Annotated in this window: 24 protein-coding genes and 1 pseudogene; 17 read left to right on the top strand and 8 right to left on the bottom strand. The window is 67.2% G+C overall.

Annotated features, from left to right (window positions below):
- Positions 1 to 16 precede the first annotated feature (16 nt).
- Positions 17 to 124 carry an SDR family oxidoreductase gene (locus tag ITP53_RS24830; RefSeq protein ID WP_328815637.1) on the top strand — a complete coding sequence of 36 codons (108 nt, stop codon included), beginning with the start codon at positions 17 to 19 and terminating at the stop codon, positions 122 to 124.
- Positions 125 to 426: 302 nt separating this feature from the next.
- Complete coding sequence (locus ITP53_RS24825) at positions 427 to 819, top strand: ester cyclase (RefSeq protein WP_195897845.1); 393 nt, start codon at positions 427 to 429, stop codon at positions 817 to 819.
- Positions 820 to 955: 136 nt separating this feature from the next.
- Here ITP53_RS24825 and ITP53_RS24820 read toward each other — a convergent pair whose 3' ends face one another.
- A complete protein-coding gene (locus ITP53_RS24820) occupies positions 956 to 1141 on the bottom strand; it encodes a hypothetical protein (protein ID WP_195897844.1) in 186 nt (61 codons plus the stop codon).
- A 72-nt stretch (positions 1142 to 1213) separates the two neighbouring features.
- Between ITP53_RS24820 and ITP53_RS24815 the strand changes: the two genes are divergently transcribed.
- Positions 1214 to 2767 carry an alpha/beta hydrolase gene (locus ITP53_RS24815; protein ID WP_195897843.1) on the top strand — a complete coding sequence of 518 codons (1554 nt, stop codon included), beginning with the start codon at positions 1214 to 1216 and terminating at the stop codon, positions 2765 to 2767.
- Here the strand turns inward: ITP53_RS24815 and ITP53_RS24810 are convergent.
- The 3 genes from ITP53_RS24810 to ITP53_RS24800 form a co-directional block, all read right to left on the bottom strand.
- Positions 2730 to 3206 carry a hypothetical protein gene (locus ITP53_RS24810; RefSeq protein WP_195897842.1) on the bottom strand — a complete coding sequence of 159 codons (477 nt, stop codon included), beginning with the start codon at positions 3204 to 3206 and terminating at the stop codon, positions 2730 to 2732. The genes ITP53_RS24815 and ITP53_RS24810 overlap by 38 nt on opposite strands.
- Entirely contained in the window at positions 3206 to 3664 is a 459-nt protein-coding gene (locus ITP53_RS24805; RefSeq protein ID WP_195897841.1) for a hypothetical protein, read from the bottom strand. Before ITP53_RS24805 ends, ITP53_RS24810 begins: the two co-directional genes overlap by 1 nt.
- A 198-nt stretch (positions 3665 to 3862) precedes the next feature.
- Positions 3863 to 4510 carry a TetR/AcrR family transcriptional regulator gene (locus ITP53_RS24800; RefSeq protein WP_195897840.1) on the bottom strand — a complete coding sequence of 216 codons (648 nt, stop codon included), beginning with the start codon at positions 4508 to 4510 and terminating at the stop codon, positions 3863 to 3865.
- 193 nt (positions 4511 to 4703) lie between these two features.
- Here ITP53_RS24800 and ITP53_RS24795 point away from each other — a divergent pair, with 193 nt between their 5' ends.
- The 5 genes from ITP53_RS24795 (at position 4704) to ITP53_RS24775 (ending at position 8347) form a co-directional block, all read left to right on the top strand.
- Complete coding sequence (locus ITP53_RS24795; protein ID WP_195897839.1) at positions 4704 to 5252, top strand: carboxymuconolactone decarboxylase family protein; 549 nt, start codon at positions 4704 to 4706, stop codon at positions 5250 to 5252.
- Positions 5253 to 5363: 111 nt separating this feature from the next.
- Positions 5364 to 6158 carry an isocitrate lyase/PEP mutase family protein gene (locus ITP53_RS24790; protein WP_207756389.1) on the top strand — a complete coding sequence of 265 codons (795 nt, stop codon included), beginning with the start codon at positions 5364 to 5366 and terminating at the stop codon, positions 6156 to 6158.
- A gap of 53 nt (positions 6159 to 6211) precedes the next feature.
- Positions 6212 to 6865: a nitroreductase family protein gene (locus ITP53_RS24785; protein WP_207756388.1), complete on the top strand. Its 654-nt coding sequence runs from the start codon at positions 6212 to 6214 to the stop codon at positions 6863 to 6865.
- 54 nt (positions 6866 to 6919) lie between these two features.
- Positions 6920 to 7837: an NADP-dependent oxidoreductase gene (locus ITP53_RS24780; RefSeq protein WP_195897837.1), complete on the top strand. Its 918-nt coding sequence runs from the start codon at positions 6920 to 6922 to the stop codon at positions 7835 to 7837.
- Between the two features lie 126 nt (positions 7838 to 7963).
- On the top strand, positions 7964 to 8347 hold the full coding sequence (locus ITP53_RS24775) for an MmcQ/YjbR family DNA-binding protein (protein ID WP_195897836.1): 384 nt from the start codon (positions 7964 to 7966) through the stop codon (positions 8345 to 8347).
- Positions 8348 to 8475: 128 nt separating this feature from the next.
- Here ITP53_RS24775 and ITP53_RS24770 read toward each other — a convergent pair whose 3' ends face one another.
- Positions 8476 to 8847: a hypothetical protein gene (locus ITP53_RS24770; protein ID WP_207756387.1), complete on the bottom strand. Its 372-nt coding sequence runs from the start codon at positions 8845 to 8847 to the stop codon at positions 8476 to 8478.
- Between the two features lie 1107 nt (positions 8848 to 9954).
- On the opposite strand from ITP53_RS24770, the gene ITP53_RS24765 reads away from it, so the two are divergent.
- Positions 9955 to 10101 carry a hypothetical protein gene (locus ITP53_RS24765; RefSeq protein WP_195897834.1) on the top strand — a complete coding sequence of 49 codons (147 nt, stop codon included), beginning with the start codon at positions 9955 to 9957 and terminating at the stop codon, positions 10099 to 10101.
- A 393-nt stretch (positions 10102 to 10494) separates the two neighbouring features.
- Here ITP53_RS24765 and ITP53_RS24760 read toward each other — a convergent pair whose 3' ends face one another.
- Positions 10495 to 11166 carry a DNA-3-methyladenine glycosylase family protein gene (locus ITP53_RS24760; RefSeq protein ID WP_236051151.1) on the bottom strand — a complete coding sequence of 224 codons (672 nt, stop codon included), beginning with the start codon at positions 11164 to 11166 and terminating at the stop codon, positions 10495 to 10497.
- Positions 11167 to 11384: 218 nt separating this feature from the next.
- Here ITP53_RS24760 and ITP53_RS24755 point away from each other — a divergent pair, with 218 nt between their 5' ends.
- The 7 genes from ITP53_RS24755 to ITP53_RS61230 all read left to right on the top strand — a co-directional run bounded on the left by ITP53_RS24755 (position 11385) and on the right by ITP53_RS61230 (position 22959).
- Entirely contained in the window at positions 11385 to 12131 is a 747-nt protein-coding gene (locus tag ITP53_RS24755) for an SDR family oxidoreductase (protein WP_195897832.1), read from the top strand.
- Between the two features lie 1096 nt (positions 12132 to 13227).
- Positions 13228 to 16416 (top strand): AfsR/SARP family transcriptional regulator, encoded by a 3189-nt coding sequence (locus ITP53_RS24750; protein WP_195897831.1) that lies wholly within the window; start codon positions 13228 to 13230, stop codon positions 16414 to 16416.
- Positions 16417 to 17242: 826 nt separating this feature from the next.
- Positions 17243 to 18793 (top strand): tryptophan halogenase family protein, encoded by a 1551-nt coding sequence (locus ITP53_RS24745; protein ID WP_195897830.1) that lies wholly within the window; start codon positions 17243 to 17245, stop codon positions 18791 to 18793.
- Between the two features lies 1 nt (position 18794).
- A complete protein-coding gene (locus ITP53_RS24740) occupies positions 18795 to 19307 on the top strand; it encodes a flavin reductase family protein (protein ID WP_207756386.1) in 513 nt (170 codons plus the stop codon).
- Positions 19308 to 19332: 25 nt separating this feature from the next.
- The gene (locus ITP53_RS24735; RefSeq protein WP_195897829.1) at positions 19333 to 20598 is read left to right on the top strand and encodes a cation:proton antiporter domain-containing protein; all 1266 of its coding nucleotides are present in this window, start codon (positions 19333 to 19335) and stop codon (positions 20596 to 20598) included.
- A 266-nt stretch (positions 20599 to 20864) separates the two neighbouring features.
- The gene (locus ITP53_RS24730) at positions 20865 to 22217 is read left to right on the top strand and encodes a lipase/acyltransferase domain-containing protein (protein WP_195897828.1); all 1353 of its coding nucleotides are present in this window, start codon (positions 20865 to 20867) and stop codon (positions 22215 to 22217) included.
- A gap of 331 nt (positions 22218 to 22548) precedes the next feature.
- The gene (locus ITP53_RS61230) at positions 22549 to 22959 is read left to right on the top strand and encodes a DUF4189 domain-containing protein (protein ID WP_195897827.1); all 411 of its coding nucleotides are present in this window, start codon (positions 22549 to 22551) and stop codon (positions 22957 to 22959) included.
- A 296-nt stretch (positions 22960 to 23255) separates the two neighbouring features.
- Here the strand turns inward: ITP53_RS61230 and ITP53_RS24720 are convergent.
- Positions 23256 to 23744: pseudogene (locus tag ITP53_RS24720) on the bottom strand (DUF4241 domain-containing protein); the annotation flags it as partial.
- Between the two features lie 533 nt (positions 23745 to 24277).
- On the bottom strand, positions 24278 to 24832 hold the full coding sequence (locus ITP53_RS24715) for an NmrA family NAD(P)-binding protein (protein WP_456238103.1): 555 nt from the start codon (positions 24830 to 24832) through the stop codon (positions 24278 to 24280).
- A gap of 18 nt (positions 24833 to 24850) precedes the next feature.
- Between ITP53_RS24715 and ITP53_RS24710 the strand changes: the two genes are divergently transcribed.
- The gene (locus ITP53_RS24710) at positions 24851 to 25702 is read left to right on the top strand and encodes a DMT family transporter (RefSeq protein WP_207756384.1); all 852 of its coding nucleotides are present in this window, start codon (positions 24851 to 24853) and stop codon (positions 25700 to 25702) included.
- Positions 25703 to 25712: the final 10 nt, after the last annotated feature.

Genomic DNA, 25712 nt, shown 5'->3' with positions numbered 1-25712 from the left:
GAACGCCCTCGGCCGCATCGGCGAACCCGACGACGTCGCCGACGTCGTGGCCCTCCTTGTCTCCCATGACGCCCGGTGGATCACGGGACAGGTCATCGACGCCACCGGCGGCTACCGCCTGTAGGAGGCGTCCCCGCCGGTGCCACCAACGCACCGGCGTTGCTCGTCCCGCTCCTCATCACACGCGCGGGGGCGTGACGAGAGCTGACTGGCGCGACCTAGAGGTGTAGGTGCGCTGCTTCAGACCCCTGTGTTCATGGCGGGACATCATCGTGCCCTGTCCGAGTTCTATACCGATTAGAATAGAAGTACCTGCAGTCGAGTTCTTACCTTCGGCGACGGCCGCCACGGCGAGATCGCGAAGAGCGTCGCACGTCATCCCCATCCGCGTACACAACCCCGATCCGGGGCGACAGAGAGGCAATCATGTCCGACACTGAATTGCGCGAACTTTTCCAGCGCTACATCGATGCGCTCAACGCTCATGAGTTTCACCGCATGACCGAGTTCATTCACGACGAGGTCATCGAGAACGGCCAGCCGGTCACGCGGGACGACGTGATCGCGGAGTTGGAGGGGCACGGCGATGCCGTGCCGGACTTCACTTGGCGGGTCAAGGACGTCGCCATCGACGGTGATCGTGTGGCGGCCCGTCTGTTCAACAAGGGCACCCCCGCGAAGGAGTGGTTCGGCGTGGCCCCCACCGGGGCCACGGTCGAGTATGCCGAGTACGCCTTCCATAAGGTCCGCGATGGGCGCTTCTATGAGATGAACTATCTGATCGACGCCCAGGCAGTGCAGCGTCAGCTGGGCTCCTGACGTCCAGGGCCGGCCCTCGTCAGCACCCTCCGAAAACGGTTCGCGCGCCGCGCACAGTCGGGCGGGCCCGCGGGTTACCGAGGGGTGACGCCAGCCACGGCCCAAAGACGCAATGGCACGCGATCATGGCCGCGGCTCAGGCCAGGGTCCTGATCGCGTTCGACTTCCCGGGCCAGCGACGAAGGCTCGGGAAGTCGAACGCGAGGGTCCCCGCCGCCAGTTCGGCTCCCGACGGCACCATGCTCGTCGGCATTGGGGCAGCACGCGGCAGCTCGACGTGCTCCAACGCATGCACGTCCAGGCCCTTGGCAGTGCCGCGCACCGGACGTAGGCCCGCCCGGCCCTTCGACCCTCATCCCCAGTTGACCATCACTCCGACAATGGGAGACAGCACATGCCGTATCGCAAGAAACCGGCCTCCGTCATGGGCGCCGCGGCGCTGATGCTGCTGCTCAGCGCCTGCGCAGGCGGGCAGGCCGGCACTCTCCAGGCCGGTCAGCAGCCAGCCTCCCCCGGCACCGGCCTGGACCGCTTCTATGAGCAGAAGCCGGCGTTCACGCCCTGCGATCCGCAAATGCCGCCGGGCGCGCCGGCCGTCAAAGCCGAGTGTGCGCGGCTCAAGGTACCGCTCGACTACCAGAACCCGGAAGATAGGCAGGCGGAGATCGCGGTCCTGCGCGTGGCCGCGCGCGGCAAGGATCCGATCGGGTCACTCCTGCTGAACCCCGGCGGTCCTGGCTTCCCCGGCACGCAGCACGCGGCCATTACCGCCGCCGTGTGGGCGCAATCGCCGATCACCGAGCGCTTTCACATGGTCGGGTTCGACCCGCGCGGCGTCGGCGCCTCCAAGCCGGCGCTCGACTGCTACACCGACGCCGAGCGCGAGCGCGACGCGAAGTTCGCCTCGTTCCCCGCCGGCGTGGACGACTGGACCGAGCAGGAGACCCGCCGGCTCGTCGAGCAGTGCGCCGAGCGCTCCGGCGGCAGGCAGGTGCTCGCGCACGTCGGCACCCGCGACGTCGCGCGGGACATGGACGTGCTGCGCCAGGTCCTGGGCGATGAGAAGCTCTCCTTCGCGGGCGCCAGCTACGGCACCCGGCTGGGCGCCGTGTACGCGGAGATGTTCCCGGAGAAGGTCCGCGCGCTGGTGCTCGACGGGGCGATGGACCCGCTGAAGGGCAGCCACGAGCGACGTGTCCAGCAGTACACCGGGATGCAGCGCTCGTTCGAGCGCATGGCCGCGTCGTGCGCCACCAAGCCGGACTGCCCGCTCGGCACCGACCCCGACCGCGCAACCAAGGTCTTCCAGAAACTTGTCCGGCCGCTGATCGACAAGCCGGTACCGACGTCCGACGGGCTCCGGCTGACGTTCGTGCAGGCGATCGAGGGGGTGACGGCCGCGATGTACGGCGAGGTGATCTGGCCCGCCGCGATCGCGGGCATCGCCGAGCTGAAGGCCGGCAAGGGCGACACCCTGCGGAAGCTGCGCGACATCTACCACGAGCGGACCGCCGACGGCGTCTACCCCAACTCGCTCGAGGCCACGATGACGATCAACTGCCTGGACGAGGATCGCCACACGCCAAAGCAGGAGACCGCGATGAACCGGGCGATATTCGACGTGGCGCCGTTCTCCGACCCCGGCCGTCCGATCAAGCAGGCGCGCGACGGCTGCGAGCACTGGCCCGTCAAGCCGACGCTCGGCTACCCATATGCCACGGACATCGAGGGCCTGCCCGACACGCTGACGGTCTCCGTCACGGGCGACGCCATGACGCCGCACGAGGGCGGCATCAACCTGGCCAACGCGCTGGGCGGCAGCCTGCTCACCGTCGAGGGCGAGCAGCACGGCACCCTCCAGGCCGGCAACGCCTGCATCAACGAGGCCGTGGCCGCCTACCTCATCGACCTCAAGTCACCGGCCCGAGGGGCCCGGTGCAAGCTCTGAGAGGGCGTTCCAGCTCGCACCCCCGTCCGCTCCTGTGACCGGTCACCCTGGCAAGGAACCGGCGGTAGGCGGTGAGCGCGATCCGGAAGGCGACGTCGACGTCGGCGGTGCTGACCTTGAGGAGGAGTGCCTCATCCCAGAGGAGACCGAAGATGAGGAGCAGCGGTCTTCCGTGGACATCTCGGGCATCGGCGACGTCGAGTTCCTTGGCGGAGACGACGTGGCTGAGGTGCACCGCCGTGAAAGTGCGGCCGTCCGGCGTGCGGAGTTCCAGGGTGGAGGGCGTGTCACGGTCGGGGTTGGGCTCGATCTCCCGCTCCAGGATCCCGTACGCGCCATCGCCGGCCAGCGGTTCCGGGCTGACCAGCGTCCGGTAACCCGAGTGCCGTCCACGTGCTATCAGGAACGGCCAGGCCAGCCGCACGTTTCCACCCGCCATCAGTCTGCCTGGGCCAGTCGGCTGGCCGGCAAATGGATCTCGATCTCGGTCACCCTGTGCTGCATGTCCCGAATCACTCTCGCGCGTGCCTCAACAAAATCCGCCTCGCGTCGCTCCGCGTCGCTCAGCTCCCGGCGCATCTCCGCCTGCCAATCCTGGGCCGGATCCTCGTGCCGGCTGAGCAGCAGCTCGACGGCGGTGCCGCCGAGCACCGCCCCGGCGTTCCCGCCGAGCGACTGGAGCACGGCTCCGGTGGCGGGGCGGCTGGCGGCGTCAACCAGGAGGTTGAGACGTTGCCAAGGAGGGATGCGCCGGTGCGCCGCGTATTCGGCGTCGAGCTGAGCGCGCAGTTCGGCGTTGAGCGACGCCTCCGCCTGTTCGAATACGTCCGGCACGACCGCTGACAACGGGACATCCACGTTCATCGGCCGTGCCCGTCGGTTCACAATCTTCACCACCCGGCCGGAGCAGGAGCCGGGCGGCGATGTCGCGCAGGCTCGCCCGAGACCTCGCACCCGGCGCCATCGGCGACCCGGACACCACCAAGAGGCGTCTGGCACTCGGGTTGGGGCGCGATCGTTTGCCGGCAGAGTGCTCCGCAGCGTCGCATAATGCCAAGCTCCGCTGACCCATACACGTGGAAGCGGCTACCGAGCTTAGAGTACGCCGGCGTCGACAGACGTCGCGAAGGTCTGCACGTAGTCGATGGCTGTCTGCAACGCATCTTTCAGTGGAGCGATGTCCCGCGCGACCTGGGCGAGGAGCATGCCGCCCTGGAAGGCAGCAAGAAGCAGATTGGCCAGCTGCGCGGGATCTGCCTCAGCGCTGATGCGGCCGAGTTGCTGCATGCGCTCGATTCCATCGCGGAAGATGTCCCTCCACTGGTCGAACGCACTCGCGAGCTCGTCGTGAACGTCAAGGTCCGTCTTGACGATCTCGCTCGCCAGGGAGCCGAGGCTGCAGCCTTCCTGGTAAGCGCGCTCGTAGCCGACGTAGAAATCCGCCCACGCCCGCAACGCGTCGAGGTTGTCGAAGCAGGCGAATCGCTCGCCGCGGTGAAACGTGAGAACGCGCTCGGCCTGCCAGGCGATCACGGCCAGGACGAGACTCTCCTTGGTCGGGAAGTAGTGGTTGAGCTGCGATCCGCTGACGCCGGCGGCGCGGCGGAGCTGTTCGTTGTTCGTCGCGTGGACGCCCTTGGTGTAGATGAGCTCCGCGGCCTGCTCCAGGATGCGGGCCCGCGTTGCCTGCCCCTTGGATGTGAGCTTGTGAGGCGGCGGAGCTGCAGTAGCGGTGGTGGTCATGGTTCACGGTACCTCAGATTGGGCTTGACAGCCCAGAGCTGAGTGGTGTTGACTTCTGCGAAGTGGGCCGGACAGCCCAAAAAACTGCTCGGCGGAGTTCGCAGCCACAACGGGGACTGGACCTCTGAAGCGCTACGAGCCCGACCTGGGCCTGACGATGACCACTCGCACACTCACCGGAGGTTGATTCGCCATGTCACGACTGAACGTTCCCCCTCTCGATGATGTCCCCACCGGCGCGCAGGGCATCCTCGACAACGTCGGCGCGCAGTTCGGCTTCGTCCCGAACATGTTCGCGACTCTCGCGTCGAACCCGACCGTCCTCGACGTTGTCATGGCACTGCAGGGCACCTTGAGCCGGGTTCTGGACGCGAAGACGCGGCACACCATCGCGCTCGCCGTGTCGCAAGCAAACGGTTGCGATTACTGCCTGGCGATGCACACGTACGTATCGTCCGAACTCGGTGGCATGTCGAGCGATGACATCGACTTGGCCCGGGCCGGGAGCTCGATCGATCCCAAGCGCGCCGCGGTCGCTCGTTTCGCTCAGCAGGTGGTGGAGAGCCGCGGTCAGGTGAGCAACGCCGACCTGGCGGCTGTGCGAGGTGCTGGGTACACCGACCCGCAGATCCTGGCGATCGTCACGGTGGCGGTGCAGGTCCTGCTGACCAACTTCATCAACAACGTCAACCAGACCGACATCGACATCCCCGCCGTCAGCTCGGTCGGTACGCCGGGATGAGCGTCGGCGTCCTCGTCGAGGCGGCGTACCTAGCCGCTCGAACCGTCACTGTCTCCAACGATCATTCGGGAAAGGATCGATATGCCGGGCTCCGAACTCTATGAGAGATTCATGGCGCTGCACACCCGCGACGGCGGCCTCGTGATGCCGAACGCATGGGACGGCCTCTCGGCGCTGATGCTGGCCGATGCCGGCTTCGAGGCGATCGCGACATCGTCAGCGGCTCTCGCTGCCACGCTCGGCCGGTCTGACGGGCGTCACGAAGTCACCCGTGGCGAGCACCTCGAGCATGCGCGGCTGCTCGTTCAGCTCACCGGGCTGCCCGTCAACGGAGACTTCGAGGACGGCTACGGCGACACTCTTGAAGACGTCGCTGCGACCGTGGAAGCCGCCGTGGCCTCTGGCCTGGCCGGTATCGGGATCGAAGACACCTCGGGCAATCCCGATCAACCGATCCGCGACTTCGACGATGCTGTCAACCGCATGCGTAGTGCCGTCAACGCGGCCAAGGGACGCATCGTCGTCACCGGCCGCACCGACAACTTCATCCAAGGGCGGCCCGATCTCGACGACACCATCCGGCGTCTGACGGCCTTCGCCGAGGTGGGCGCGGATGTGCTCTACGCCCCTTACCCACCCGACCTCGACGCACTCGTCGCGATCGTCACCGCCGTCGCGCCGACACCGGTCAACGTCCTCATCTCGCCGGCGGACAAGGTACTGACCGTCGCAGAACTACAGAAGGCCGGGGTCAAGCGCATCAGCGTGGGTCCAGCGCTCTACGCCCACGTAATGGAGGCACTCGAACATGCCACTAAAGCTCTGATAGCGGGTGACCTCACCGCCGCGACGACAGGAATCAGCTTCGAGCGCATCAGCGACCTACTTGCCCGCGGCACGAACTAGCCCAAACCACGCGAACCACCGCTCCTCACCCACTTATCGCAAGAAGAAGGCAGATGGACATGAATCTTGACAAGCTCATGAACAAGCACCTCACCAGGTATTTCGACCCCAGCAAGACCATTCCGGAGGAAACCCTTCAGCAGCTGCTGAGGTTCCTGCGCTCCACGCCGTCATCGGTGAACGTACAGCCCAACCACTTCTACGTCCTCGCCACCCCCGAAGGCAAAGAGCGGCTCGCCAACAACCTGGGCGAACGATTCCAGGACAACGCCGAGAAGATCCTGAACGCGTCGCACACCATCATCCTCACCACCCGGGCAGATGTACCCGACAGCCACATCGAGGCGGTGTTCACGAAGGAGAGGGCCGACGGCCGGTTCCCTGACCCGTCAAAGCAGGAGCTGTGGGAATCAATGACCCGAGACTTCCTCAACCTGCGCAACTACAGCTACAAGGACGTGAACCACTGGATGGAGAAGCAGACCTACATGGCGGTGGGCCTGACCATGATGGCGGCCGCTGAGCTCGGCCTCGAGGCCACGCCGCTGGAAGGGTTCGACCCGACCAGTGTCGACAAGGCGTTCAAGATCCGCGAGACCGGACACAGCACGACGGTGCTGCTGGCCCTCGGCTACCCCGACCCGGAGAGGGTGTACACCAGCCCGATCTCGCGATTCGACACCGACCAGCTATTCACCTTCATCTAAACACCCACCCGGAAACCAAAACCCACAACACATATGAGGAAGGGGACAATCTCAATGAAAGCCATTGTGGTAACCGACCAGGCCGCGGGAACGGCCGGGATGACGCTGACGGAGCGGCCTGAGCCGCCCGCAGCGATCAACGACGTCATCGTTCAGATTCATGCATCGGGCTTCGTCCCGACTGAGATGGAGTGGCCATCGACCTGGATCGATCGTGCCGGCCGTGACAAGACACCGTCGATCCCCGGCCACGAGCTGGCCGGAGTGGTCACCGCCCTCGGCTACGGCACGACGGGGCTGTCGGTCGGGCAGCGGGTGTTCGGCCTCGCCGACTGGCACCGCGACGGCACCCTTGCGGAGTACGTGGCGATCGAAGCACGCAACCTCGCACCGCTTCCTGGCGACGTCGACTTCACAGTAGGCGCGTCCCTGCCAATCTCAGGTCTGACCGCGTGGCAGGGGCTGTTCCAGCACGGCCGTCTTCAGGCAGGCCAGACCGTCCTCGCCCATGGCGCAGCCGGGGCAGTCGGGACGATGGTGACCCAGCTCGCACGTGAGGCCGGCGCTTACGTCATCGGCACCGGACGCGCCGCCGACCGTGAGAAGGCACTCGACTTCGGCGCGCATGAGTTCGTCGACCTCGACAACGACGCCCTAAAAGACGTCGGGGGCGTCGATTTGGTCTTCGATGTCATCGGCGGCGACGTTCAGAAGCGGTCCGCTGCCCTGATCAAGGCCGGAGGAACGCTGGTGTCCATCGTCGGCCCGGTCGAGGCGCGGCCCACTGACGGCCTGGCGGTGGACTTCGTTGTCGAGGCCGATCGTGCCGAACTGGGTGAGATCGTGCAGCGAGTGCGGGACGGACGGCTGCGGACAAACATCGGGGACGTCGCGAACTTCGATGATGCCATTGGTGCCCTTAACCCGACCACGCGACGCAGCGGAAAGACAGTCATCCGCGTACGCCCGTAGGGAGCGGATGACCGCAGTCCGACTGGCGGGTCATGCGCCGCCGTTCGTGGCGACCATGCGGAAGTCACCACCATGCTCCCTGGCCGGGCGGTCAGGGCACTCAGATCGACAGAGGAGTTGATCACCTTGGACGGACAGGAGCTGCAGAAGATCGCGGGCGACTGCGGTGTGGGACTGCCCGGAGCCGACCTGGAGCATCGTTCCGGCCCCGACTGGCACCTCTACAAGGTGCGCGGCAAGGTCTTCATGCTCATGACCGACATGCCAGGGCACCCCGTCGTGATCCTGAAAGCTGATCCGGACGACGCCGCAGCCCTGCGTAAGCAGTACGCAGACATCACCCCCGGCTATCACATGAACAAGAGGCACTGGATCACGGTGGAAGGCGGGGGCACCATCGACGAGAAGCTAGTGAAGGAGCTCTTGATCGACTCCTACCGTCTCGTGGTCGCCGGGCTGCCCCAGTCCGAGCAGCCCGTGAATCCGCGCACCTACGGCCGCCGCGCCTGACCTTCGCCATGCCCATCAGCGGCGAGAAGCTCCAGGACAGAGTGCGCGACACGGCACTGGAGCTGCCCGGGGTAGCCTGGCGTCCACACTCAACGCGGTGTCGGCCAAGCGCCTCTTGTAGTGAGCGGTCAGCTCGCGGGCCTCGGTCGCAGCCCAGCCTCGGTACAGAACTTCTCGATCAGTGGCGTGCACTCCTCCCAGGACATGAGCTGGTCGTCGTGCAGGTTGGCGTAGGAGTCCGACCCGGCCACCGCGATATCGCCTGATCGCAGCTCGGCGGCGAGGTAGGAGAACACGCACACCTCCAGATGCCGGCGTACCAGCATGCCCGGCCGGGCCGGATCCTTGAGGATCTTGCGCCACATGCCTGAAGCGAACGCGTCGACGGCCATCGACAGCGTCACGGTCACCGGGGTGCCATCGGGGCTTTGCCGCTCCACGGTGAGGCGTTCGGGGACGAACGCGGAACGGGCGCCGCGCTGGGCCATCACGTACTCCACCGCGTCTAGAACGCTGCGCTCGGCGTGGCGCGGCCTCGGCGGCCTGCCGGTCGGTGAGGTTGTCCACTCGCTGCAACACCGTGATCAACGCCACCCGTCCCGGCGACCAGCCCGGTCTGCCCTCCTTGCCGAAGGCGCCCGCGAACGCCTCATCGGCGAACACCTCGCCTAACTCATCACGCACCCGGACCGGAAACGGAACCTGCCGCTTGCCTCGATAGATCGCCCGGATCGCCGCCGGTACCTCCGACGCCGGCTCCGGCCACGGCCTGGGTCGCATCGACACGGCTACCTCTATCCATCCCGCAGCCCGGGCGACGGCGCTGGCTGCTCCCACGTGATCAAGGACAGAAGCCTTCAGATCACGAACCAGCCGACACCGTGCGAGTTAACCAGCAGAGGTACGTCCAGCAGCTCGGGCGTCCATAGAGATGGAGGTGAAGGGATGTAACCGAGCGTCAAGTTCAGGGCAGCCAGCCGGTGTAAGTCCGGTCTGGGGAGACGCCAGGGTCCCCGGTAGCTGACTCCCGGCGTTGATTGAGAGGTCGGCGTCGAAGTGGAGTGACAAGCGCCCTTCGGGGGCGTGCGACCGCCCGGTCCGCAGCATTAAGCGAAGCCTGCAGCGTCGTCAGTTAATCCCGCCTTGAGGGGCGGCCAAGGAGGAGCCGAGCCCGTCTCTGTTGGGCGAAGGCCATGGAAGGCGTCCGAGATCCTGGAGCGGGCGCCGAGGAATCTCCCGGTGTAAGGGGCGTGGAACGGTCGGAAGGTTGTCCTGGGAACTGGAGAGGGCCTCCTCGGCCCCGGGCATGCGGCCCGGGAGTGTGGTTCGCCTATAACCGGTGGAACCGGGAAGTGGCGGGCTGTCGAGAGGCAGTCGGAGGGGGTCGTAGTAGTGCTGATCGACGGGACAACACAACCCGTCAGGAGCGAAGGGCCCCTGCTTCATCGATGCGTGACACGAACAAGGAGGTGCCCGGATGAGTGCCGTATCGGCTAGATCCATCCGCCAGGAGGACACGGGTCCCGTGGGACGTCCTCTGGACAAGGTCCGAGCCTTGCAGTGGGCGCTCTACCGCTGTGCCAAGCAAGAACCCGAACGCCGGTTCCATGCCCTGGAAAGGGGCCGAGTTGGCCGCCATCCTGGGAATCGAGAACGTCAACAGTTTCCGCGTCCAGCTGTCCCAATGGTCCCACCAGGGCTACATCAACAAGATCGGACCAGCCCTCTACGGCCCCATGTCCACGAGCACTTAAGCCTTCATCAGCAGGCTCTGAGAGCGATTGCAGCCGACATCGGCATCAGTCGTCAAAGGCTGGCGTCCCTGCTTCGCAACCGCGGAGTCCGTCTCGTCACACGACGCCAACGTCTAACGAGGTAGCGGAGATGAAGCGTAGGTATGCCACCGGTGACTCACCGGAGATTGTTGGGTCGCGGCTGGGGTTCTCAGCAGGCACCGTACGCACTCACCTTCTTGGCGCTGGTGTCAACCTACGCGACACACACGGGAACCCCCGATGATTGGCCGGACTCTAGATTTGGACTATAAAGTCCATTAGGGGCGTCCTGCGTCAGATCGACTCGGTCACGCGTACAGCGAGGCACAGGAATTTCCTCGTCGTCATCAGCGCCGGTGAAATGACGCAGCACTACGACGTACCACCAGGAACGACAGGGTGCAGCTCCCACACGTAGCCCCACAGGTACGACGCGGCATACGATCGATACGGTTGCCACGGTTCACCCCGCTGCTCCGCGGCCTTCGGCGTGATCACGCTGTCCAGTTGATCGAGTGCGGTGATCGCTCCGCGCACAGTAAGGTCGCCGGCCGGGAAGATGTCCGGTCTGCGCAGGTAATGCAGCATGAACCGTTGCGCGGACGACGGACCGATACCGGGTACAGCCACGAGGTTGGCGTGGATTTCGGCATCCGTCATGGTCACGAGTTTGTCCATCTCCAGCAGACCGTCATCCACGCGTTCGGCAAGTGCACGGATCGTCCTGGCTTTCTGGTGAGACAACCCGACGTCGCGCAGGGTCTGCTCGTCGGTCGAGACGACACGCTCTGCAGTGATGGCGCCACCGAATTGCGCGACCAGTCGATGGTAGATCGCCAAGCTGGATGCTCTGCTGAGCTGCCGCGAGGTGACGGCGAAGGAGAACCATTCGAGCGGACTGCCCACCGCAACGGGCAGATGCGCGTCGTAGGCATCGATCGGTCCAGTCGACTGCACCCACCGGGCGAGTGAGTCGTCGAGCGAGCCCAAGTACTCAGCAGCTGCATGCTGCTCCTTGGTCGCACGCTTCCCCGTGCGAGTCATGGTCACGGTACCAGCCTCGCAAACTTGGACGCTATAGTCCAGTAGGGGTCTATATTCTGGACGGACCAGCCAGACATCTTGGTACATGATGAGGGCAGGAAACTATCTCGCCAGCCTGCGAGCTCAGTGACTGCCGGCAAGCTCTCCTTGACGCCTGGCACCGACGCGATGCCATTGGGCTGTCCAGTCGAGCCAACAACGAAGATGGAGTGATTGTCATGTCGGCACGTACAGCCCTGATCACGGGCGGCACCAGCGGAATCGGGAAGGCGACCGCGCGGACTCTGCACGAGCGCGGTTACCGCGTCGCTGTCACCGGACAGCGTCAGGAGAGCGTCGCTCGGGCGCGGGAGGAGTTGCCCGACGATGTCCTGGTCTTGCAAGCTGACGTACGGTCGCTCTCGGACACTGACCGGGTCGTGTCCGAAGTCGGAGCGCAATTCGGCAATCTGACCACGCTGTTCCTGAACGCCGGCGTGAACCATCCGATGACGCTGGAGGCTTGGGACGAAGCCGGGTACGACGAAGTGTTCGCCGTCAACACCAAGGGGGTGTTCTTCACCCTGGTCAAGGCGTTGCCGCTGCTGTCCGACGGTGCTTCGGTCATTGTCACCGTGGGGATCGGAGCAACACGCAGCCTGACCGGTAGCAGCGTCGCTGCCGGGTCCCACGGCGCGATGCTGGCCATGATCCCGACTCTGGCCCTCGAGCTCGCGCCGCGCCGCATCCGCATCAACGCGGTCAGCCCGGGAATGACCGACACCCCGATGACGCGGGCCTCGATCCGGACGGCAACCGAAGACGTCGCAGGGACGATGACGGCGATGGCCGAGCACAACCCGTTCGGCCGCCTCGGGACGCCAGAAGACGTCGCCGGGACGGTCGCTTTTCTGGCTTCGGACGACGCTGCGTACGTCACCGGGCAAGAGATCGTCGTGTCCGGGGGGGCAGGCTTGGCCATCTGACCGAATCGTCACAAATTGGCAGACCCCGTTTCTGTCGGCATTCGGCGTTGCCGCATACGGCACCTACCAGAAGCGTCGCGGCATGTGCGATCGCACCAGGTTCCCGACTACACGCAGACACGCAACACCACCGTCTTAAAGTGGCTGGTGCAAAGCGTGTGAGCTCAGATGCCAGATGCCAGGCGGGGATCAGCCTCGCGACCAGGTCGGCGAAGTTGCTGGTCAACTGCCTACGCATCTGCCGGTGAACCGTACGGAACCGATGGCGCGACCGTGCAGCGCGAACCGGTGAGTGATGAACCCGGGCCTCCGTCAGGTATGTCGGAGGATCACCTGCTTGCGGGGGCATCTGCTGGAGCGTTCGGGGTTGGAGCACGTGCCGAGCACGGCGACGGTCATCTACACGTTGTGCTGGCGTGCTATGGGGGCAGGGTCCATTGTGTGGCGCCACCCGCAATGATCAAATGAGGGTGTCAGCCGTGCTCGGTGCGTGCTCGTACGCCCCGTCACACGCCGTCAGGACCCGGCACCGCCTGACACGCAAAACTCCCTGAGGTGGCACGAACCATCACGCAACGGCACTGCGCGGCACTTAAAGATCTTGCTTCTAATCCGACGGTCGCAGGTTCGAATCCTGCAGGGCGCGCTTTGAGACGCCGCGCCCGGCGCAGCCGGCCGCGGACCGTGCCCTCTGGGACGTCCAGGTCGGACCCCGGCCTGCGAGACCTCCCCACGGCCACCGCCCTCCACCCGCACACGCCGACGGGACCCGCTACGCTCGTTCACCTGGAAAGTGCCTCCGGCTGTCATGCCGCCGCGCCGGCCGATCGATCGATCTTCGAGGGCGAACACGCCACGAGCCGATGAGCCTCACTGCGCCGAGGGGGCCGTCGCCGTCCCGATGAACAAGGCTCAGCGCCCCCGCCTGACCGATCGACGCGATAACCGCTCGCGGTTGTCTCAGGCCAGGCGCGTTCGACACCGATGCCGTCGGGGATCGAGGGCCGGGTGAGAAGAGTTCGCAATCGTTTCGTCACCCAGCGGCCCACTGAAACAGGCCGTCCAGGTTTACAGTGCGTCCAGCCAAGGGGGCACGATGAAGTTCGGGATACTAGGTCCGCTGACGGTGTGGCGAGAAGGTGAGGAGCTCGATCTCGGCACGCCCAAGGCGCGGGTGCTGTTAGCGGTTCTGCTGTGCCAAGCGGGTAACCCTGTTTCGGAAGATCAACTGACCGTGGCACTGTGGGGGAACACCCCTCCGAAGAGCGCCACCAAGAATGTGCAGACCTACGTCTACCGGCTCCGGCGGCACCTGGGTGACCCGGCTCGGGTCGTGCGGCAGGGCTCCGGTTATCTGGTGTCGGTGGTCCGGGAGGAGCTGGATGCGGCGAGGTTCGAGAAGCTGGCCGGCTCAGGGCAGGCGGTGGAGGCTGCCGGTGAGCTGGAGGAGGCGACCCAGCGCCTGCACGGGGCGCTGAGTCTCTGGCGCGGGCCCGCGTTCGTCGGCATGACCGATGTCCCGATGCTGACCGCGGAGGCCGCGCGGCTGGACGAGGTCCGCCTGTCGGTCCTGCAGTCGCGGATCGCCGTGGACCTGAGGCTGGGGCGCCACGCCGGGCTGTTGGGCGAGCTGACCGCGCTCACCAGCGAGTACCCGCTGCGGGAGCGGCTGCGCGCGCAGCTGATGCTGGCGCTGTACCGCTGTGGCCGGCGGGCGGACGCGCTCGCCGAATACACGCGTGCCCGCAAGACCCTGATCGAGGAGACCGGTCTGGACCCGGCTGAAGAGCTGCACGACATGCATCAGAGAATCCTCACTCAGGACCCCTCACTCGACCTCGTTCCTCGCGTCATGGCGACGATCACGAGCTCTCCTGTGGGGCCGGGCCCGTACAGGCAGGCCTACAGTGACACTGCTGCGCGCCTGCCGGATGAACTGGGCATCGAGCCGAGCGAGCACATGCCTGCCCTGTCCGCCGGCCGTCCCGTCCATGCCACGGCCCGGATGCCTGAACCTCAAGCGGCCCCCACCCCCGCCGAGTTGCCGCCGGACATCGCGGATTTCACGGGCAGGGACGGCGAGGTGGCAGACCTCATCGAGGTCCTTATCAAGCCGCGGTCGGGCACCGTCGCCATGGCCAGCATCGCGGGTCTGGGGGGCCTGGGTAAGACCACGCTCGCCGTGCACGTCGCGCACCGGATCGCGAGTCGCTTTCCCGACGGCCAGCTCTATGCGGACCTGCGCGGCGCCTCCGCGGAGCCTGCCCGCCCGGAGGACGTGCTCAGCCGGTTCCTGTTCGCACTGGGCATCAGCGCCAGCGGCATACCCGAATCCCTGGAAGAACGCGTGGCGTTCTACCGGAGCTGCCTGGCCGGACGCAGAGTTCTCATCCTGCTCGACAATGTCGCAGGGGAGGAGCAGGTGCGGCCGCTCCTTCCCGGGGCCCCCGGCACGGCCGTGCTCCTCACCGGACGTGTCCGGCTGGTCGGTCTCGAGGGCGCGAGTCTGCTGGAACTCGACGTCCTGCCGTCGGGCCAGGCCATGGACCTGCTGAGAAGGATCGTCGGCGGCGAACGCGTCCAGGACGACCCGGACGCGGCTCTGGAGATCACCCGGCTGTGCGGCCGGGTCCCGCTGGCGGTCCGCATCTCGGCGGCCAGGCTCCTCGGCAGAAGGCAGTGGAGTCTGGCCCACCTCGCCGGCGTCCTCGGGGAGGAACGGCACCGGCTGGACGAACTTGTGGCGGGCGATCTCGACATCCGCGCGGGTTTCGAGATGAGCTACCGAACGCTTCCCGCGGACGCGCAGCGGGCCTTCCGGCTGGCCGGACTGCTCGACGCGCCCGATTTCGCCTCCTGGGCGGTGGCGGCCCTCCTGGACGTTTCGGTACGGCAGGCGGAACGCGAGATCGAAACCCTGGTCGACGCTCATCTGCTGAACCTCGCCGGGACGGACGAGACGGGCAGGCTGAGGTATCGGTTCCACGACCTGATCCGGTTGTACGCGCGTGAGCGGGCGCAGCGTGAGGATGCCGAACCCGAGCGCCAGGCCGCGCTCCAGCGGGCACTGGGCGCGTGGCTGGCGCTGGCGGAGGTCGCGGCGGAGCACGTCCCGGGCCCCTGCTTAGCACTCATGCACGGCTCCGCGCCGCGCTGGCGGCTGCCCGCGGCGGTTTCCGGCCCGCTGCTGGCCGACCCGATGGCCTGGTTCGGCGCGGAGCACGCCGCGCTGATGGCGGGGGTCGCCCAAGCGTGCGAGGCGCGCCTGACCGAGTTCGCGTGGGACCTCGCGGGGTCCACCGAGACCTACCTCAACGTGCGCGGCGTGTATGACGGCTGGCTGCGCATGCACGAGCAGGCGCTCGCGCTCTGCCGTGAGACCGGCGACAAGCGCGGCGAGGCCGTGCTGATGCGCGGCCTCCTGGAGGTCACCACCTGGAGCTCACCGGCGGGCTCCGGACCGGCGATGATACGGATGCGGGCCGGCGCTTCGCAGCTCCTCGACCTGTTCACCATGCTGAACGATCCGGTCGGAATGGCCGACGCCTTGGCCACTCTGGCCTGGAGCATGACGGCAGACGGGAACGGTGGCGCGCAAGCGCTCGCCCTGGCGGAGCGCGCTCTGCGGACGGCCGCCGACGCGGACTACCTCGGCGGCCAGGCGCGGGCCTATCACGTGATGGCGATCATCCACGGCGAGGACGACCCTCAAGCGGCGCACACGGTCCTGGAGCAGGCGACGAAGATCGCCGAGGCACTCGGCAACGTTCACTACACCACGACGATCACCCAGTTCCTCGGCGCGGCGAAGTTGTTCTGCGGTGACATCGCGGGCGGTCAGGAACTGCTGGAGAGGTCCCTGGGAATGGCGCGGCGGTTGAACTACCGCTATTTGGAGACGTTCTCGCTGCTCTACCTCTCGAAGCTGTTCGTCGCGGCCGGGGACGAGCGGGCCAGGGCGACCGCCGAACTGACGCTGGCCCACAGCGAGGACGGCAACTTCGGCCATTATCTCGCCGACGCGCTCAGCGTTCTCGGGGAGTTGGACCTGGCCGAAGGAGACCTGCCCACCGCCATCACCACCCTCGAACGCTCGGTCCGGGAGTGGCGAACCCGCGGCTCGATCCCCTACCTGGCGCGGACGCTCCGCGCCCTCGGCGACGCCCACGACGCCGCCGGCGACCACCGCACGGCCAGGGCCGTCTGGGAAGAGGCCCGCGAACTGTTCCGCTCGATCTCGCACGAGAATGGCGTGAGAACGCTGGACGCCCGGCTCGCGCGTTAAGGGCGGCCAGGCTCTTCGGCGACACGTCGCCGTGGACGACCGCCATCTGACGGTCGGTGGTCATAGTTCGCGCCCGACCCGCTCGCCCAGCGGGTACTCATCATCGAAACCCAAAGGGCCGAATGCCCTCGCGGATCGACCACGTCCACGACCCAGCTATCCGGACGGGCAGGTCTTGCCCTCGGGCGGCCACCGCCTTGACGGCCCTGGCCTCTTCGATAGGGGCGCGGTCTTCCCGATCGATGTGGCACAGGGCTCAGTGTTGGAGCGCGGTGAGGGCGATCAATGAGGGGTGGGCAACCCGCACCCGAGCTGCCGCGTGCATCTGCCGACGGCAGTTCCGGTGGCAGTATCGGTGGCCTGCCTTGCCCAGGTCCTGTGAAGCTCAGCAGGCTGATGGCCAGCCGCCCGGCCCCGCTGAGGAGTGTGACCTGTGTTAGCCGTGCTTCGCCACCCTCATCTGGCTGGGCGGACTCATCTCGGAGGTAGGCGACTGGCTGCTGCTGATCGGGCTGCCGGTTTACGTCTACATGCTGACGTACCCAGCGCCAACGTCGCCCGCCTGATCGGCAGCTCGTCAGGCGGCCTGGCCGTCGCCTCCGGCGCCTCACGACGGTGGTGATCGGTGATGCGGTCAGCCGTCGGCGGGTGATGCGTGATGGCATCTCGGATGGGAGCCCGCCGTAGGTGCGGCTCTGAGTGATTGCGGGACCTGGCGCTCTCGATCGCCGTGGCCGCCTCCATATACGCGCTCTTCGCCCCGCGCAGGGCTGACTCCGCGCCGTCCCCACCTCATCCCGTGAAACGACCAGGCAGGGAGCACCAAATGATCAAGTCAGTGGTGATCGTCGGCGGCGGGACCGCCGGGTGGATGACCGCCACCTATCTCAAGACCGCCTTCGGCGATCGTGTGGACGTGACGCTCGTGGAATCGGCGCGCGTGGCCACGATCGGCGTCGGCGAGGCTACCTTCAGCACCATACGCCACTTCTTTGACTATCTCGGGCTCGACGAGCGGGACTGGATGCCGGCGTGCTCGGGCTCGTACAAGCTGGGCATCAGGTTCCAGGATTGGCGGGCGCCCGGCCACCACTTCTACCACCCGTTCGAGCACATGCGGGTCGCCGACGGATTCAACCTGGCCGAGTGGTGGCTCAAGGAAGGCGACCACAGCCTGACGTTCGACCTCGACTGCTTCGTCACCCCATACCTGTGCGAGGCGCGCCGTTCGCCCAGGACCATGGACGGGTCGCTGTTCGCGGCCTCCCCCAACGGCTCGCTCCGCCCCTCCACCCTGGATGAGCAGCGGGCGCAGTTCCCGTACGCCTATCATTTCGATGCCGCCCTGCTGGCCTCCTTCCTGACCGACTACGGCGTGGCCCGCGGCGTCAAGCACGTCGTGGACGACGTGGTCGACGTCGGCCAGGACGAGCGCGGCTGGATCAGCCACGTCACCACGCAGGGGCAGGGAAGGGTGCCCGGCGACCTGTTCGTGGACTGCACCGGGTTCCGCGGGCTACTGATCAACAAGACGCTGGGGGAACGGTTCGACTCCTTCGAGGACATGCTGCCCAACAACCGGGCCGTCGCGCTGCGCGTGGCACGCGATCCGGGGCGGGAGGAGATCGACCCGTACACGACCGCGCACGCGATGGACGCGGGCTGGATCTGGACCATCCCCCTGTACGGCCGCAACGGCAACGGCTACGTCTACTCTGACGCGTACTGCACACCAGAGCAGGCTGAGCACACGCTGAGGCAGCACGTGGCGCCCGGCAAGGACGACCTGGAGGCCAACCACATCCGGATGCGGATCGGCCGCAACCACCGCTCCTGGGTAAAGAACTGCGTGGCCATCGGCCTGTCCAGCGCCTTCGTTGAGCCACTGGAGTCCACCGGGATCTTCTTCATCCAGCATGCGGTTGAGCAACTCGTCAAGCACTTCCCTGACGACAGATGGGACCCGGTGCTCGTCGACAACTACAACCGCCGCGTCGCGCACGTCGTGGACGGGGTCAAGGAGTTCCTGGTCCTGCACTACCGGGCGGCGGCGCGGAACGACACGCCGTACTGGAAGGAGACCAAGACCCGCGAGCTGCCCGAGGGGCTGGCCGAGCGGCTGCGGCTGGCCTCCTCGGTGCTGCTCGATGACCATGACATCTACCCGCATTACCACGGGTTCGAGACGTACTCGTGGATCACGATGCTGCTTGGGCTCGGCTGGCAGCCTGAGCGGCCCAGACCGGCGCTGGGGCGCCTGGACCCGGCCAAGGCCCGCGCCGAGCTGGCGGCGGTGCGGCGCGACGCCCGGCGGCTCGTCGACGGGCTGCCCACGGCCAGGGAGTACCTCGTGTCCCTCAACGAGAAGGACCGGTGACGTGGGGATCGCCGGCACCCGTCCGGTGACCGGGGCGGAGTACCGCGCGCTGATGAGCGCGTTCCCGACCGGAGTGGCGGTGATCACCGCAGTGGACGCGGCCGACCGGCCGCACGGCATGACCTGTACCTCGCTGACCAGCGTGACCGTTTCCCCGCCCATCCTGCTGACCTGCCTGGACGTGCGCAGCGGCACGCTGGGCGCCGTGCTCGACAGCGGTGCGTTCGCCGTCAACCTGCTGCGCGCCGACAGCCGGCGCACCGCCGAGCTGTTCGCCTCGGCCGCGCCCGACCGGTTCGACCGGGCGGCGTGGCGGCCGTCGCGGCTGCTCGGCGTGCCGTGGCTGCACGCCGACTCGTTCGCCAGGGCCGAGTGCGCCGTGAAGAAGACGGTCGACGTGGGCGATCACGTGATCGTGATCGGCGGCGTCGTGAGCATCGACCAGGAGCGGGACGTGCCGCTGCTGTACGGGCTGAGCGGGTTCGCACCCTGGCCGGGGGAGATGGCTCTGTGACGCGTCGTCGGAAAGGCCGGGCGTGATGACCTTCGCGCCCGACCCGATCGCCCGCTTCCTGCTGGCCGTGGCCGTCATCGTGCTGCTCAGCAACCTGGCGGGCGCGCTGCTGAGCCGGTTGCGTCAGCCGCCCATCATCGGGGAGATCCTCGGCGGGCTGCTGCTGGGCCCGTCGGTGCTCGGCGCCGTCTGGCCTGCGGGACGGGAGTGGATACTGCCCGAGCAAGTGCTGGCGACGCTGGACCTGGCGGCCCAGCTTGGGCTGGTGACGTTCATGTTCCTGCTGGGCTGCGAGCTGAGGCTGAGCACGGTACGGGCGAGGCAGGGTTTGATCGCCTCTGTGGTGACGCTGGGCATGGGGCTGCCGTTCGTGGCCGGTACTGGCATCGCCCTGCTGAGCGGCGACATGATGCGTGGCCCGGCCGGGGACGGGATCGCCGCACCGCTGTTCTTCGGGCTGGCTCTGTCGATCACCGCGTTGCCGGTGCTCGCCCGCATCCTGCTGGACCTCGGCATGCGCGAGGGCGTCGGCGTGCTCGCGCTGGCCTGCGCGGCCGTGGGCGACGTGGTCATGTGGGGGGCGCTCACGGTGCTGCTCGCGGTGCTTGCCGTCACCGGTGCCGGGCACGCGCTGCTCACGCTCGGCCTGGGCGCGCTACTGCTGGCCGTGACCATGCTCGCCGTGCGCCCGGCCCTCGCCGCGCTCGTGCGCCGCGCGGGAGCTGAGAACAGGTTCGTGCTCCCGGTGCTGGTCACCGGGGCGCTCATCTTCGCCGCCGCCAGCCAGCTGGTGGGGCTGCATCCGCTGATCGGCGCGTTCCTGTTCGGCACCATCGTGCCCAGGGAATCGGCGGTGGTCGAGCGGATCGGGCACCAGTTGCAGGGTTTCACGCTGATGGTGCTGCTCCCGCTGTTCTTCGCAGGCGTGGGGCTGCGGACGTCCGTCGGGTTGATCAGCGGGTCGGCCGCGCACTGGCTGCTGTTCGGCGCGGTCCTGGCGATCGCCGTCGCCACCAAGGTGCTCGGCGGGTACGGCGGTGCCCGCCTCGGCGGCCTGCCCCGCCAGGACGCGCTGCGGTTGGGTGTGCTGCTGAACTGCCGTGGTGTCACCGAGTTGGTCGTCGCCACGATCGGCTACCAGTACCACCTGATCAACGAGTTGGGCCTGACCGTGCTCACGCTGGTGGCGCTGATCACCACCGCGGCCACCGCGCCTGTTATGCGGCTGCTCAATACCCGATCGATGACGCCAACGCCTTCTTTGCACGGACGCGCCGCGTCTGCTGATTGATGGTGAGGTGAGGGTGGATTATTTCCAGGCCGGAGTAGATCAAGATCTGAACAGGTCCAGGATCGGCCGCGATTCCTCCGTGCCCCAGTGCCTCGGCCTCCGAGGCCAGATAGAAGCGGCGTTGCCGCTCGTCCAGATGCGGGAGCTGCTCGGCTGTTCCCCGACACCCGTGTCCGGCGTGGTTGACGCGGGGACCCTGATGATCGACGCTGGCGGCGTACCAGAGCAATGTTCTCCTCATGTTCCCTCCTCGGAAGGAGCCGGGTGTGAAGCTGCGAAGGCTGGTCGCCTCGTTAGCGGTGTCATCAGCGGTCCTGCTGGCGGGCGCGCTGCCGACGCCCGCCGCACAGGCCCAGGAACAGGCCACCCATGAGCAGACCCACGAGCAGACACGAAGGGGTGGCCATCGGCCGGTCGTCTTCGTGCATGGGTTCAGCGGGTCGGCCGCCCAGTTCGACACGCAGGCGCGGCGGCTGACGGGCAACGGTTACCGGATTGGGCTGATCGAGGCCCACGAGTACGACTCACTGTTCCAGGTGAACACCCGCGCGCAGGTCTACGCGGGGCTGGACGCGCGGATCGACCGGCTGCTGGCGAAGTCGCGGGCGGACAAGGTCGATCTGCTGGCCCACTCGCTGGGGACCACCCTGATGCAGGAGTACCTGCGCAGCTCGCCGGAGCGGGCGGCCAAGGTCGCGCACTACGTCAACCTGGACGGGGCCAGCTCGGCGGACCAGCCTGGCGGCGTGCCCACGCTCGCGGTTTGGGGCGAGGGCTCGGCCGAACGGCAGGTGGGCGGGGCCGAGAACGTACGGTTCCCGGAGATGTCCCACACGCAGGTCGTCTCGTCGCCCGAGACCTTCGCGAAGTTCTACCAGTTCTTCACCGGGCTTCGCCCGCGTACCGCGGACGTCGTGGAGGAGCGGGGATCCGTGTGGCTGTCGGGGCGTACGGTGCTGTTCCCGAGCAACGTGGGGGCGGACGGGACCCGGGTCGAGGTCTACCGAGTGGATCCGCGCACAGGGGAGCGCAGATCGAGGAAGCCCGCGGCGGCCTTCCGGATCGGCCAGGACGGGGCGTGGGGACCGTTCAGGGCCCGCGGTGACGAGCACTACGAGTTCGCCGTGGTGTGGCCCGCGTCCGTGCACCACCTGTACTTCCAGCCCTTCCGGCGCTCGGACGCGCTGGTGCGGCTGCTGACGAGCCGGCCGGGGGAGGGCGTGTCGGGCCTGATGGAGGCCAGCGAGCGCCACACCAACCTGGTCATCAACCGGCAGAAGGAGTGGTGGGGTGACCAGGGCGCGGCAGGCGACTCGCTGCGCGTCAACGGGCTCGAACTGCTGAATCCGGCGAACGCGCCACGCACCAAGCGGGCGATCGGGATCTTCGTCTACGACGCCGGCGTGGACGGCGTCACCGACCTCACCGCGCCGATCCCGCAGTTCTTCGCCCAGCCGTTCCTGACCGCGATGGACGCCTTCTTGCCCGCGAAGCGGCGGCCGCTGACCGTGGTGTCCACGCCGCGCGGCGGGAACGGCGAGCGCGACGTGCTGGCGGTGCCGGCCCTGCCGTCGAGCGGGCACCGGATCTCGGTCATCTTCGACGACTACACCGGCTGACGCGATGCCCGGCCGGATCTCCGGCCGGGCATCGCCGGCGGCCAGGACCTGCTCCAGGTGGGCGGCGGCGCGGTCGTCCTCGAAGAGGGGCGCGGTGGCGGACCTCGACGGAGTGGCGGTGCGAGCGGGGCAGGCGGTGCAGGAAGTCCGCGCGCCGCCGCGATTGGCACTACGAGGCGCGCAAGCGGCTCAACTCCTACCCGTTCCACTGACGGCCTTCACATCGCCCACTTAAGCCTCTATCGGTTTCAGTGGTTTGCAAGCGGTACATTGCAGACTCCCCTCACCAACCACGCTGCCGTCCGCTTGGACGGCACGAAGGGAAGACATCATGCAGCTAGGCAAGAAGCTCACTGCCATCGCCGCTTGCGTCTTTATGGCGAGCGGGGTGCTGGCTACGGCGTTACCCGCAGCAGCTTCTGCGGCGACATCGGTTACCGCGGGGGAAAGTCAAGCGCGTTACTATTACGGCGCCATCGCTGTGGCGCAGAACGGTCGTACGGGCAGGTCCTGGGACTACAGAACAGTGGCCTCCGCCAAACGGCGGGCACTGAAAGAATGCGGCCGCTCCACCTGCAAAGTCCTTGTCACCTTCGTCAACGGGTGTGGCGCTGTCGCCTACAATTCCAGGAAAAACGTCTACTGGGGCGGCAGGGGGAGCACACCCGCCAGGGCGAAGAGGAACGCTATAGCCAATGCGGGCGGCGGCCGCTGGATCGCCTATCAATGCACCAGGCGATAACGCTGGTACGGCACAGCCTGTACCGCTTCAAAATCCATACACATGGTCTGAGCTGGCGTTTCTTTGGATCAGCTGGGCGGCTCTGTAGTACTCGTTGATCACTCCGCCGAGCACTCTTCGACGCTTGATCCGACCTTCCATCGGCACAACGACCTGTTCGTCGTGATCAGGTGGGCGTTGCTGTCGTGACCTTCCCCTCATAGCGGGAGAGGTTTGGTCTCCCCGCTATGAGCGGGAAGGTCAGCACCGCCTGACACGCGATGTACGCGGAGGCGGCACAAACTACCACCAAGCTTCTAAGAGCGACGGCGCTCGGCCCAGCCATCGTCGACGTGGCTGATCTGGGCCGCCATGAACTCGGCCGCGGCGCCGGGACTGGTGAAGGGCGCCTCGCGGCGGTCGTCGGTCACCGGGGTGAACAGCGGCAGGCAGACGGCTGTCGATGGCACCGTGGGCGGCAGTGCGTCGGCGTCGTGCAGGATGAGCATGTCCGCCACGAACGCGGTGACTTCCCCGTCGGCGTCGCGGCCTATCCACACCGGGTAGCTGCCGTCGCCCAAACCGCTCGGGTAGGCGATCAGATTGGTGCCGGCCTCCGGGGTGTGGACCTCAGAGGACAAGAGGTCCACCTCCTGGTCGGACTCCTCTTCCCACTCCTCGATGAGCCTCTCGAACTCGTCGCGGCCCGAGGCGTCGAGGAAACAGCCCATCCCCGCATCCACGCCGAACCCGAAGAACTCGCCGGCGCCGAGCAACCGGACGTCCTGTCCCGGCAGCAACGCGAGCTCCCAGCCGGGCCGGGGTTTCGCCCTCCCAGTCCGTCCCCTCCCAGCGCATCGAGGCGATCAGCACGGCGTATCAGAACTTGCCTTGCGCGTCCGTCCGGATCGATCGTCATCGTGAAACACCAGCCACGCTCAGGGAACTCCGCGTCGGCGTCAGACGCGTGGCGCCAGTCACGTCCACTCCGGGTACCGACACCGTGCATCTCATCTTCCGTCGCGGAGGCAGCAGCGGCCTATGAGGATGTCCGCAAACTCCGCTTTCCGGGAGGTCTTCACGGCCGAAGGGCTGCGGGTCGTCACCACCATGCCGCGGACCCCGCGACGTGACCAACCCCAATGACCTGCGATCCATCGGCTGAACACCTGTAGTCGCCAGCATGATCAGCGAGTACGACCACACCGCTCAACAGCGGCTCAGGACACGTAACACAATTTTCGAACGGGACACCGGCCGGTCACGCCGCACTCGCGGCGCTCCGGCTGCGTCTGGTCACGTGACCGTGCTCGCGATCACCCGCGACAGATACCGCCGGTCAGGTCCGGTGGGTGGCGAGTTCGTGGAAGTACTGTCTCAGCGACCGCGGCTCGCGGCCCAGGATGGAACGCAGCACGAGCGGGTTCCCACCGGACAGGCCATGCTGTTCGTAGTGGGCCAGCATGCGCGTGAGGCCCTCACGCATCGGCCCAGCGGGCAACTGCGATGCGAACTGCTCCCGCGGAATCTCCTGCGCCTCGATTCGCCGCCCCAGTTCCTCGCTGATCATGGCGGCCAGCTGCGTACCGTCGCACATGCCCGGGGCGCAGAGCTCGAAGGTGCCATGGCCGAGCTCGTCATCGGTCATGGCCCGCGCCGCGACCTCCGCCACGTCCCGGTAGTCGACCCAGCAGAACCTGGCGGTCACGGGGTAGGGCATCGGCAGCCGATCGTGTTCGACCACCTCGCGCCACGGATCGGACCAGTTCTGCATGAGTCTCGCGGGCTGCAGCACTGTGTAGTCCATGCCGGAGGTGTACAACGCCTCCTCGACGACTTGCTTGGCGCCAGCTTGTGGGGCGCGTACCGTCCAGCGGCGATCGACAGGATGCAGCGGCTTCCGGGCTTATCCATGGCTGTCGGTGCGTTGTTCGTGTCGGCCTCGGCCGTGCTGATCGACCTGGCGCGGGTCTCTCCTGGCACCGCCTCGTTCTACCGCTGCCTGCTGGCGCTGCCCGTGTTGGCGCCGCTGGCGCTGCGGGAACGCGGTGGTCGGGGGCACGCGGCCGGTGGCCGGGTGATGACGGTGCTGGCCGGGCTGTTGTTCGCGGGGGACATGCTGCTGTGGACGGCGGCCATTGAGGAGGTCGGCGCCGGGTTGTCCACGGTGTTGGTCAACGTTCAGGTGGTGATCGTGCCGCTGCTGGCTTGGGCGGTGGACCGGGAGCCGGTGACCCGGCGGTTCCTGCTGGCTCTGCCGCCGCTGTTGCTCGGTGTGGTGCTGGCGGGTGCGGTTCTGGAGAGTGGCGTCGGCGGAAGCGACCCCGTGCTGGGCACCATTCATGCGGTTTTGGCGGCGTTGTGTTACTCGGGCTATCTGTTCCTCTTGCGGCGTAACAGTGGAGAGGGGCGCACGCTGCGGGCGTACCTGCTGGTGACGGTATCGGCGGGGGCATGCTCGCTGGTCGTGGGGGCATGGTGGCAGGGCGTGGAACTGGCGCCGGGCTGGGCCGCCATCGGGTGGCTGGCGTTGGTGGCGCTCTTCGGGCAGGTGCTCGGCTGGCTCCTCGTCGCTCTGTCCAGCCCCCGCCTGCCCAGCCACGTCGGAGCGATCCTGCTCCTGTTCACGCCGGTCGGGGCGGTCGCTCTCGGAGCCCTGGTCCTGGGCGAGCGGCCGACACCGCTGCAACTGTCCGGATGCGTCCTCATCCTCACCAGCTCCTGCATGGCCACCATGGGCCATCGACCGGCTCGGGAGAGCTGACGGCACCGTA

The organism is Nonomuraea cypriaca (assembly GCF_015645445.1).
GTDB classification, from domain to species: domain Bacteria; phylum Actinomycetota; class Actinomycetes; order Streptosporangiales; family Streptosporangiaceae; genus Nonomuraea; species Nonomuraea cypriaca.
This window is presented reverse-complemented; position numbering and strand designations above follow the sequence as displayed.